Here is an 11,038-nt window from a genome sequence, read left to right as displayed (position 1 = left end):
CCTCGATCGTGGTGAAGAAGCTGTTGCCGTGGACCGCGTAGAACGCGGGGACGATCCCGAGCTTCTCGATCTTCTCGATGATCGGCGGGAAGACCTTGAGGAACTCCTCGACCTTCTGCTCCAGCGGTGCCTCGGGGATCTCGCCGCCGCCCAGGATGAGGTGGTCGACGCCCAGGACCTGAGCATACTCGATGGCGCGATCGATCATAGCGTGGGCCTCGGCGCGCTCGGCGGGATCCGGAGCCAGGTGGTTCCACCCCCAGATTCCGAGGGCGCAGGCATGGGCACCGTACTTGTCGTGGATCGCGCGCATCTGCCGAACCGTCTCAAGGGTGAGGTCCTTGAAGTTGCCCCAGTAGTTGTACTCGAGTCCCTCGAAGCCGTTTGCCACCGCAAAGCGTGAGTCCCACTCTACGCTGGGCAGGTCGTTGTCACCGATGAAAGCCAGTTTCATTGTTCTCTCTCCTCATATCTGAACGTGTGGGTCAGAGCCTAGTTGAGGCGGACTTCCTTGCCTGTCTCGGCGCTCTTGAGCAGCGCCTCCATCATCTGCTGGACGATGAGACCGTGGCGCAGGGGTGCTTCGCACTCCACACCATCGACGATACAGTCGACGAAGTGGGCGGCGATCATGTCCCAGGCCTCCGGCGGCTTGGGCAGGTTCACCGTGGCATCGACCGGCGCGCCGTTGGCGGTCTGGAAGAGCCGGAGGGGGTTCAGCGTGGCGCCGGCGTCGGTGCCGAACAGCTCGATCTGCAGCTCGCCCGGCTGGTGCGAGGCCCAGAAGCTCTCCACCTGCAGGCCGATGCCGTTGTCGAAGCGGATGAACCCGCCGGCGTAGTCATCGGAGGCGTAGCGCTTGTAGACGTCCTTGGGGACGGGCTTGAAGTCCCAGTAACCCAGGCCGCGCGGACCGAACTTGGCGCCGGCGACTCCGCTGACGCTGACAGGCTTGGGCTTGCCCAGCAGCCACCAGACGGCGTCGAGAACATGGACGCCCATGTCGCGGAAGGCGCCGCCGCCCTTCTCGATGAAGCCCAGGTTCCACGCGGGTATGCCACTGCGCCGGATGCTGCGTGCCCGGGCGTAGTACAGGTCGCCGAAGAACCCGTCAGCGGCCAACTGACCCAGGTGCCGGCAGTTGGGGCCGAACCGGGTGCTCAGGGACATCATGTTGACGACCCCTGCTGCCTCGGCGGCCTTCACGAGCTTCGTTGCGGCCTGCTCGGAGTCGGCGAGGGGCTTGGTCACCAAGACGTGCTTGTCGTTCTTGACGGCCTCCAGCGCAACGGGAACGTGCCACTGGTTCGGCGTCCCTACGAACACCGCATCGATCTCGGGGTCCTTGCACATCTTCTTGTAGTCGGTGTAGGTCTTCACCGGCTCCGGCAGGTCCTTCGCAAAGTCGTCCATGCGCTCCTGGACGAGATCACAGAGAGCGACTACCCGCCCTCGGGGGTTCCGTGCGATCGCCTTGGCATTGGGCTTTCCGATACCCATGCCGACGATGGCTACGCGTGCTTTCTTCATCAACCTCTGGTCTCCTTTCGGCTCAAGGATCAGGGGCAATTCCCCGGAGGCAGCCAGACTCCTGCGTCGATTCCCAGACCATGGCCTTGCCCGTCGGCGGAGAGCCCGGAATACAGAAGGGCGCCACCGCGTGATGGTGGCGCCCCGAAAGCCGTTGCGTCCTTGAAGCTCTTGCTTGTGACCGCCAGCCTACTTCAGCACCGGGGCATAGGACAGGATGATGTCCCCGCCCTCACCTCGACGCAGTACGATGTGTCGACACCACTCCGGGTTCGCCTGTGGGTAGTCGGTCCGGTAGTGGGCGCCGCGGCTCTCCGGACGCGCCAGAGCGGACTCCGTGATCAGCCGGGCGGTCTGGACCATGGCGGCCGTCTCCACCTGTTCATAGGTGCCATGCGCGGCTCTGGTCAGACGTTGGCAGGCCGTTCGCAGCTCCGCAGCCGCCGAAGCCAGGCCCTGTGCGTCTCGCAGAATGCCCACGCGGTTCCACATGAGGTCACGCACCCAGTCCTTGAGGGCTGGATCCGCCAGGGCCAGCGGGCGAGGTGCCAGGGCCGCCGCTGAGGACAGTTCCGCCTCCGTGATGTCCGGAGCCGCCGCCATGGCCTTCGCCGAGCGTGCGCCAAAGACCAGGCCATCAAGCAGGGAGTTCGAGGCAAGACGGTTCGCGCCGTGCACACCACAGGAGGCCGCCTCGCCACAGACATACAGGCCGGGAATCGACGTCTGGCCGTTCACGTCGGACCGGACGCCCCCCATCATGTAGTGTGCAGCCGGGGTGACCGGAATCACGAAGCTGCTCTCATCCCAGATTCCGCGCTCGCGGAGCTCGTTGGTGATGCCGGGGAAGCGCTCCTCGATGGCACTGCGGTCGCCAAGAGGGGAGAGGTCAAGCTGCACGTGGTCGGTCCCGTCGTGGCGCATCTCCGCCAGAACCGCCCGTGACACTTCGTCACGGGGCGCCAGGTCGCGCTGAGTCGGCGAGTAGCGGACCATGAAGGCCTCGCCGGAGGCGTTGCGCAGCACCGCACCTTCGCCCCGTACTGCTTCGGAGATCAGGAACTTGGGGAAGCTGGGGTCCGCGAGAGCCGTGGGATGGAACTGCACGAACTCGAGGTCCTGCAGTGCGGCACCGGCACGCCAGGCGACAGCGAAGCCATCACCGGAGGCCACGGCCGGATTGGTCGTCACGCGGTACAGATTGCCCACGCCGCCGGTAGCCATGATGACACTTCCGGCAAGGATCCGCAGACGCTCGCCGGAGATCGCATCCAGAGCCTCAAGACCGGCGCACTTGCCCTGGAGCAAGATGAGGTTCGTAACCGCCGTGTGCTCGAGAATCCGTACCCTGGGGTCTGCCCGAACGACCTCAGAAGCCGCGCGTTCGACTTCGGCACCCGTCGCGTCGCCCTGGGCGTGGATGATGCGATGGGTCTGGTGTGCGGCCTCGCGACCCATCAGGAGCTGCCCGTCACGACTGTCGAAGTGCGCGCCGAGGCGGATCAGCTCTCGCACGGCCTGAGGGCCTTCGCGGGTCAGGATATCGACGGCGGGAACGTCGCACAGCCCATCCCCGGCGGCCAGCGTGTCCTCAAGATGAAGCCTGGGTGAGTCGGAGGGCAGGAGCGCCACGGCGATGCCGCCCTGGGCGTACCCCGTGTTGCTTTCCTGGAGCTGGCTCTTGGTGATGAGCGTCACGTCTCCGTGCTCGCTCAGATGGTGGGCTGCCCACAGCCCGGCAATGCCAGAGCCGATCACGACGAACCGGCACCGCAGGACACTGCGGTCAAGACCAGTCTCAGTTGCTCTCATGGTTGCGGTCGTCCCTTGCCCAGGAGGGGTTCGTTCATGCTCCCTGACCGGAATCCCCCCAAGTCTGCCGTCACGTACAGGTACCCCGCCTGCTTGACACGGTCCACAACCTCTTGTCGCCAGCCGGAGTCCGCGAGGCGGGACAGGTCCTCCGGCAGCATCTCGACGCGCGCCACGTCTCCGTGATGGCGCACTCGCACCTGCGTCAGCCCCAGGGCTCTCAGGCTCTCCTCGGCTCTGGAGACTTGCTGCAGGTTCCCGTCGGTAAGTCGCTCGCCATAGGGGATACGGGAGGCCAGACACGCCATAGACGGACGCTGCCAGCCCTCGAGACCCAGGCGGCGCGAAAGCTCACGAAGGTCGCCCTTGTCCAGTTCGGCCTCAGCCAGAGGTGCCAGGATGCCCAGCTCAGCGGCGGCACGGTGGCCCGGTCTGTAGTCGCCCCTGTCACCGACGTGTTCGCCGTGGGCGATGTGGGCGATCCCCTCCGCTTCGGCCAGCTTCCGCAGGTGACCGAAGACCCCAAGCTTGCACCAGTAGCAGCGGTCCGGCGGGTTCGACGCGACGCGGTCATCCTCCAGGGGATTGGCATCGACGACCACGTGCTTCACCCCGAGTTGCCTCGCGGTGCGCTCGGCAAGCTCAAGCTCGCCGGCCGGGTTCAAGGGTGAGCGGATAGTCCCGGCCACAACCCGGTCGCCCAGCACTCGGGCTGCGACTGCCAGCAGCAAGGTGCTGTCCACGCCACCCGAGAAGGCCACCACCAGGCCGTCCAGGTCAGACAGCAGGTGTTCCAGCTTCGCCAGTTTCTGCTCCAGAGTGTCCATGGTTCACCGAAAGCCGGTGATGTCCACCGGCAGGAAGATGATGACCGCCATGACGATCCCCAGGAAGCCGCCGATTACCACCTCGAGGGGTGTGTGGATCCGTGACTGGATGCGACTCTGCGACACGAGAAGCGCCAGGGCCAGGGCCAGGCAGGCCACCGCTGCGTTTCGCGTGATGATGATGATGCTGGTCGCCACCAGGAAACCGAGTGCCGTGTGCCCGGAGATCACGCCGCCGCGCCAGAAGGTGCCCCGTCCGGTCTTCTGCTTCACCCAGGTGATGAGCACGGCCAGCAGAATCGCGCCGATCAGTACCGCCTGAACGGCGCCAAGGTGTGGTTCGGGCGGTCCCGGCGGCAAGTAGCGGAATACCCGCCAGAGGGTCTCGCTGGTCGAGATGCCCAGCACACCCACCGCCACAGCGTAGCCGGCGGCGATCATCACAGCCCCGGCAGCCACGTCCTTGGCGACCTTGGCGCGCGGGTCATAGGTGTTCACGGTCAAATCGATGGTCTGCTCGATGGCTGTGTTGATCATCTCGGTGATCAGCACAAGCGCGAAGGCAGTCAGCAGGTGCAGCAGTTCGTAGGTCGTGACCCGTAGTCCCCAGGCCGCCATCAGCACCAGGGTCATCGTCAGCACGTGCACCCGCATGTGGCGCTGGGTGCTGAATACGAAGTACAGACCCTCCCACGCGTAGCGGAAGCTGCGCAGGACCGACTTGGTGCCTCGCGGCGACGGAGGAAAGCCCTCCGTCCCGCCACGACGTGGACTCGCGTTCATTGGTTCGCCCCAAGACCCAGCCGGGCCAGCACCCGCCGCTGCTTGATCAGCATCTCGTCGAGCTGCTCCTGCGTCTCGTCCTCCATACCGGTGACGTGCAGCAGCCCGTGTGATACCAGCCATGCCAGCTCAGTGTGCAGATCGTGTCCGGCTGCTGTGGCCTGGCGCAGCGCAGTGGGAACGGAGACGATGATCTCCCCGGCCGTCTCCCCCTCTTCCTCCTCTTCCGCCTCGAAGGAGATCACATCGGTTGGGCGGTCGATATGCCGATAGCGACGGTTGATCTCATGGATCTGCTCGTCGTCCACGAAGACCAGACTCACCCGGTCCGGGAGGGCCGACGCGACCTCCGCTGCGGTTTCCTGCACCGTCCGCCGGAGCAGGTCCACAGGAAGGGGCTCATCCTGCAGGTCGCGGATCTCCACCTCTATCACAGGTCCGCGTCATCCCCTTCGTCGTACAGGTCCAGGGGCTTCTTCTCCTGTGGTGGCGGCAGTACCCGGTCCACGGCAGGAGGCTTCTTCCCCTGCGTCCGCGCTGCCTTGCGCACCTCGTCGGCGATCTGTTCGGGGTACTTGATGCGCTGGTGGAACATCCCGGCCAGGGTGCTCACGAAGCTGCGCCGGATCACCGCGAGGTCGTGGAAGGAGAGCGGCGAGTCGTCGAGCTGTCCGTCCCGCACCTTGTCATCGATCAGTCGTTGGACCAACTGCGATATCTCCTGGTGCGAGGGGTGCTCCAGGGTTCGCGCAGCGGCCTCGACAGTATCAGCGAGCATCAGCAGCGCTGTCTCGCGGGTCGAGGGCTTGGGGCCAGGATAGCGGAAGTTGGACTCCTGAACATCGTGAGGATCGTCGGCCGTGTCGATGGCACGCTGGTAGAAGAACTTGATCAGGCCCGTGCCCTGGTGTTCGGCAATGCAGCGCCTGATGGCGTCGGGAATCCGGTACTCGTCGGCCATGTCCAGGCCGTCCTTGACGTGGGCGATCAGCACCAGGGCACTCAAGTGAGGAGACAGGCGGTCGTGCGGGTTGTCGCCGCCGAACTGGTTCTCGACGAAGAAGAAGGGGCGTCGTAGCTTGCCGATGTCGTGGTACAACGCACCGGTCCTCACCAGCAGCGCATCGGCACCAATCTCCTCCGCAGCGGGCTCCGCGAGATTGCCGACCATGATGCTGGACTGATAGGAGCCGGGCGCCTCTGCCAGGAGCTTACGCAGCAGCGGCTCATGCGGGTTGTTGAGCTCGGTGAGGCGGAAGTCGGTAGTGAAGCCGAAGAGACGCTCCAGGGCCACGGAAGCGCCCATCGCCAGCATGGGTGAGGCCAGGCCGCCGATCGCCGTGATAACGAGGGTTCGGGTGCCCAGGTCAATGCCGAAGACCTGACCACCGGCGCCCATGATCGCCGTGCCGGCCAGAGCCATTGAGGGAGAGGCCACGGCCACGACGCTACTGATGCTGCCTCGGCGGGCAACCAGGAAGGCGGCACAGGTGCAGGAGAGAACGATGACCGTCGCCAGACGGGCGTCGCTACCGGCAGTGACCATCGGCAGCATCAGTCCGATGGTGACACCCGTCGCCAGCGCCAGGAGCTGGTGCACGAGCAGCGACACGAGCATCGTCGCCGTCACCGCTGCCGTAAGGGCTCCGGGCTCAAACCAGGAGGTTGGCTCAATCGTGTGGTAGGCTACGGCCACCAGCACCAGGAGTCCGGCGACCGCCACGAGCTGGCCGAAGTCGCGGTACGCCTCGTCGGCGAACCACATCGCAAACAGTCCGAGGAGCACCACCATCAGGGTGTACGCCACGAGGACACCGGCCGCCTGGGAATAGTCAACCTGGACCTGCATGAGCCCAACGGCGCGGAAGGCTGCGATGTGGTGGGAGCGGACCTCTTCGTGACCGGCGATGATGACGTCGCCAGGCTGGACAGGATGCTTGACTTCCTTGACGGCGTCCCGTTTCTCCTGCTTGGCCTTGAGGGTCTTGTCCTCATCGACGATGCGGTTGGCCTTCAGCACAGCCTGGCCCAGGTCGGCGACCATGGTTGTGTAGGCGCTGCTGAGGCCCAGACCTCGGGCGTCGTCCGAGAGACGTGCCCGGGCCTGCTGGAGATCGTCGGTGTTGTTGCGGATCTCCCGACTCATCTGTCGCCGCACGAGCCCCGCGGTTGCCTCTTTGACGCGTCGCAGGGCACTATCGGTCGTTGAGGGGGAGACGGCCAGTTCCATCGTCTCGGTCGTGAGAGCGGTAACCAGGGAGTTGCGCAGCGCATGAACGCGAGCGAGGCTGTCGACGAGGGTGCGGTCGGCACGAGCCTGGGCGATCCGCGCGAAGATGTCGTCGAGGGTGGTGAGGGCGTCGTTGGTGGCATTGTTGTCCGGGGCGTAGACGTCCGGGACCGAAGCGGCCGCCTCCTCACGGAGTCTGGCCGTCTCGGTATCATCAACATACACACCGGCGCGGGGAGCCCGGATGGTACGAGGAGCCGTGTCTCCCTCAACCAGGTCCAGACGCTGAGGGAGAATGCGGGCCCAGGTAGCCAGGAACAGGCAGCCCGAGGTCACAAGGGCCAGAAGAAGACGCCGCCGTGTCCCTTCCTTCCAGCCCAGTCGGAAGGATCGCCGCTTTCTTCCCGGCAATCTGTCACGTAGCGCTCTTCTCATGTTCCGATCTCACGCCCGCGGGATCAGCCTCGTACGCAGCCACGATGCGCTGCACGAGGTCGTGACGGACAATGTCCTCGCCTGTCAACTCACACACCGCCACCCCGCTGAGGCCTGAAAGAACCCTGACTGCATGGGCCAGACCGGACGTCTGCATTGCCGGGAGATCGGTCTGGGTGATGTCGCCGACAACGACCATCTTGGACCCAAACCCAAGGCGGGTCAAGGCCATTTTCATCTGCCCGATCGTTGTGTTCTGCGCCTCGTCGAGTACTATGAAGGCATCGTTGAGCGTCCGCCCGCGCATGTAGGCGAGGGGAATCACCTCGATCGTGCCTCGGTCCAGCAGCTTGCGGAACTTCTCCGCCCCCAGGATATCGTGGAGCGCGTCCTGGAGCGGTCGTAGGTACGGATCCACCTTCTCCAGCATGTCGCCCGGGAGGAAGCCCAGGGATTCGCCCGCCTCCACGATGGGCCGGGTGAGCACGATGCGGCTGACCTGGCTGTCGCGCAGGGCCGCCACAGCCACGGCCATTGCCAGGTAGGTCTTCCCCGTACCGGCCGGGCCGATGCACACGGTCAGATCGTGGCTCACGACCGCCGCCACGTAGGCAGCCTGACCGGGTGTGCGTGGTGAGATCGGCTTGCCGCGGTGTGTCACGACGGTCTGGGTGCGGAGCAGGTCGGCGATGGGCACCTGCCCCTTGTGCTTCAGTTGCCGAACAGCATATCGGATGTCGGAGGTTGCCAGGCCGCGGCCGCTGCGGATCGTCTGCAGCAGGCCGTCGATGAGCTCAGCGGCCGCCTGGGTGTTCTGTGGCGGACCGGAGAGGGTGACGCCGCCGCCACGGGACGTCACTCGGACTTCCAGCAGGTCCTCCAGCAACTTGCGGTGGGAGTCGTAGGGCCCCAGGAGGGCAGCCAACTCCTCCGCCGTCGCAGACAGGTGCGTCTGGCTGTTGTCCTCGGCTTCCCCGAGGGTGCTCTTCGCCGACATGAGAGGGCCTTCGGAAGCAAATAGCCGGGTCGCCCTGGGAGGCGATCCCGGCTTCCCGTGATCGATGTGCACCTGATTTTGTTAGTAGGATTATAGATAAGAAGGGAGGGCGAAGTCAAACCAGTGGGGGCAGAAAGCGACCCAGAGGGCTCAGGAAGCATGAACTGAGCCGGCGGAATACTTGACATGCGGTCGGATATCTCTATAATACGTCTTAGCACTCGGATGTTGGGAGTGCTAAGAAAGTCGGGGGTGGTCGGCGAAGCACGGGTAGTCCCCAGTGCGGTTCCGCCATTCCCTGAGTCTAATACTATCAAGGTGGTGTAGCACACATGCTCAAACCGCTAGGTGACCGCGTCCTGGTTGAGCCGCTCGAGGCTGAAGAGAAGAGCGCCGGGGGCATCTACCTCCCCGAGGCTGCCCAGGAAGCACCCCGCGAGGGCAAAGTGATCGCTGTCGGTGCCGGCCGGGTCCTCGACAATGGCGAGCGCCTGCCCTTGAGTGTCAAAGAGGGAGATATCGTCGTCTACACCAAGTACGGTGGCAACGAGGTCCGCGTGGGTGACAAAGATTACCTCATCCTCGATGAGGGTTCGCTGCTGGCTGTCAAGGAAGGCTAACCACCGCTACGAAGGTGCTGCAGGCTAAGCCTGTGGGACACACGGACGCATCCCTCGCGTCCACACAAGGAGGACACTAACGCATGGCTGCGAAAATGCTTGCTTTCGACGAGGAGGCCCGTCGCTCACTGGAGCGCGGTGTCGACAAAGTCGCCAATGCCGTCAAAGTCACTCTCGGCCCGAAAGGCCGCAATGTCGTAATCGACAAGAAGTGGGGCGCCCCGACCATCACAAAGGATGGCGTCACGGTTGCCAAGGAAATCGAGCTCGAGGACCAGTACGAGAACATGGGTGCTCAGCTCTGCAAGGAAGTTGCCTCGAAGACCAACGATGATACCGGCGACGGTACCACCACCGCCACCGTGCTGGCGCAGGCCATTGTGCACGCCGGCCTCAAGAACGTCGCTGCCGGCGCCAATCCCATGCTGGTCAAGCGCGGCATCGAAGTGGCTGTTGAGCGCGTAGTCGACGAGATCCGCAAGATGTCCACTCCGCTCGAAGGCCGCGACGCCATCGCTCATGTCGCAGGCATCGCCGGCAATGACGCTGCGATCGGTGACCTCATCGCCGACGCCATGGACAAGGTTGGCAAGGACGGCGTCATCACGGTCGAGGAGTCCAAGGTCGGCCGCACCGAGATCGACGTTGTCGAGGGCATGCAGTTTGACAAGGGCTACATCTCTCCGTACTTCGTCACCGAGGGCGAGAGCATGGAGACCGTGCTCAATGAGCCGTACATCCTCATCTACGAGAAGAAGATCTCCGCGGCCATGGATATCATCCCGGTCATGGAGAAGGCCGCAAGTGCCGGCAGGCCCGTCCTCATCATCGCTGAGGATGTAGAGGCCGAGGCTCTGGCCACCCTGGTCGTCAACAAGATGCGTGGCACCGTCCAGTCCTGCGCTGTGAAGGCTCCTGGCTTCGGCGACCGCCGCAAGCGGAACCTCGAGGACATCGCCATCCTCACCGGCGGCCAGTTCATCAGTGAGGACCTGGGCATCAAGCTCGACGGCATCGAACTCGATCAGCTTGGCAAGGCCGAGCGCGTCGTGATCGGCAAGGACGAGACCACGATCATCAAGGGTGCAGGCACCCAGGACGCAATCACCGGCCGTGTGGCGCAGATCCGCAAGGAGATCGAGACCACCGACTCCAACTACGACCGCGAGAAGCTCGAAGAGCGTCTCGCCAAGCTCGCCGGCGGCGTGGCAGTCATCAAGGTCGGCGCAGCCACCGAGACCGAGCTCAAGGAACTCAAGCACCGCTTCGAGGATGCTCTGTCCTCCGCACGTTCCGGTCTGGAAGAGGGCATTGTCCCGGGCGGCGGCGTAGCCCTGCTGCGCGCCTCCAAGGCTCTTGACGCCATCGAGGCCGAGGGCGACGTTGCCATCGGCATCCAGATCGTCAAGCGCGCACTGACCGAGCCGTGCCGCCAGATCGCCGCGAACGCCGGCCTCGAGGGCAGTGTCGTGTGCGAGAACGTTCTCGCCAAGAGTAGCGCCAAGTACGGCTTCAACGCGCTGACCGAGGAGTACGAGGACCTGGTCAAGGCCGGCGTCGTTGACCCGACCAAGGTCGTCCGCTCCGCTCTCGAGAACGCCGCCTCCATCGGCTCCCTGGTGCTCACCACCGAAGCCCTCGTGGCTGAGGTCCCGCAGAAGGAAGCCCCGGCCCCGCAGATGCCGGAATACTAGACCGAACCCGCCGGTAACGGAGCGGCGCTCTGTCGCTTCCGTCCAGATAGTCAGCAGGCCCGGGCATGGCACTTCGCCCGGGCCTGCTCAGTTCTCGCGGCCCTGTCGCC

The 11,038-nt window shown here is 64.7% G+C and carries 10 protein-coding genes; 2 read left to right on the top strand and 8 right to left on the bottom strand.

What is annotated here, in order from left to right; genetic code table 11:
- The 8 genes from ABFE16_11725 to ABFE16_11690 all read right to left on the bottom strand — a co-directional run.
- On the bottom strand, positions 1 to 454 hold a 454-nt coding region (locus ABFE16_11725; protein MEN6345962.1), incomplete at its 3' end, for a TIM barrel protein.
- Positions 455 to 492: 38 nt separating this feature from the next.
- Positions 493 to 1,530: a Gfo/Idh/MocA family oxidoreductase gene (locus tag ABFE16_11720; GenBank protein ID MEN6345961.1), complete on the bottom strand. Its 1,038-nt coding sequence runs from the start codon at positions 1,528 to 1,530 to the stop codon at positions 493 to 495.
- A gap of 189 nt (positions 1,531 to 1,719) precedes the next feature.
- A complete protein-coding gene (gene nadB / locus ABFE16_11715) occupies positions 1,720 to 3,342 on the bottom strand; it encodes an L-aspartate oxidase (protein MEN6345960.1) in 1,623 nt (540 codons plus the stop codon).
- Complete coding sequence (gene larE / locus ABFE16_11710; GenBank protein MEN6345959.1) at positions 3,339 to 4,169, bottom strand: ATP-dependent sacrificial sulfur transferase LarE; 831 nt, start codon at positions 4,167 to 4,169, stop codon at positions 3,339 to 3,341. The genes nadB and larE overlap by 4 nt, the downstream gene beginning before the upstream one ends.
- Positions 4,170 to 4,172: 3 nt before the next feature.
- Positions 4,173 to 4,952: a diacylglycerol kinase gene (locus tag ABFE16_11705; protein MEN6345958.1), complete on the bottom strand. Its 780-nt coding sequence runs from the start codon at positions 4,950 to 4,952 to the stop codon at positions 4,173 to 4,175.
- Positions 4,949 to 5,386: an rRNA maturation RNase YbeY gene (ybeY, locus tag ABFE16_11700; protein ID MEN6345957.1), complete on the bottom strand. Its 438-nt coding sequence runs from the start codon at positions 5,384 to 5,386 to the stop codon at positions 4,949 to 4,951. Before ybeY ends, ABFE16_11705 begins: the two co-directional genes overlap by 4 nt.
- Positions 5,383 to 7,617, bottom strand: a complete 2,235-nt coding sequence (locus ABFE16_11695; GenBank protein ID MEN6345956.1) for an HDIG domain-containing metalloprotein — start codon at positions 7,615 to 7,617, stop codon at positions 5,383 to 5,385. The genes ybeY and ABFE16_11695 overlap by 4 nt, the downstream gene beginning before the upstream one ends.
- Positions 7,598 to 8,614, bottom strand: a complete 1,017-nt coding sequence (locus tag ABFE16_11690) for a PhoH family protein (GenBank protein ID MEN6345955.1) — start codon at positions 8,612 to 8,614, stop codon at positions 7,598 to 7,600. Before ABFE16_11690 ends, ABFE16_11695 begins: the two co-directional genes overlap by 20 nt.
- A 332-nt stretch (positions 8,615 to 8,946) precedes the next feature.
- Between ABFE16_11690 and groES the strand changes: the two genes are divergently transcribed.
- Positions 8,947 to 9,234 (top strand): co-chaperone GroES, encoded by a 288-nt coding sequence (gene groES, locus ABFE16_11685; GenBank protein ID MEN6345954.1) that lies wholly within the window; start codon positions 8,947 to 8,949, stop codon positions 9,232 to 9,234.
- Positions 9,235 to 9,317: 83 nt separating this feature from the next.
- Positions 9,318 to 10,928, top strand: a complete 1,611-nt coding sequence (gene groL / locus ABFE16_11680) for a chaperonin GroEL (GenBank protein ID MEN6345953.1) — start codon at positions 9,318 to 9,320, stop codon at positions 10,926 to 10,928.
- Positions 10,929 to 11,038 lie beyond the last annotated feature (110 nt).

This window comes from Armatimonadia bacterium (genome assembly GCA_039679385.1).
Taxonomy (GTDB): Bacteria; Armatimonadota; Zipacnadia; order Zipacnadales; family JABUFB01; genus JAJFTQ01.
Note: the sequence above shows the minus strand (reverse complement) of the source record. Positions and strands in the feature narration are given on the sequence as shown.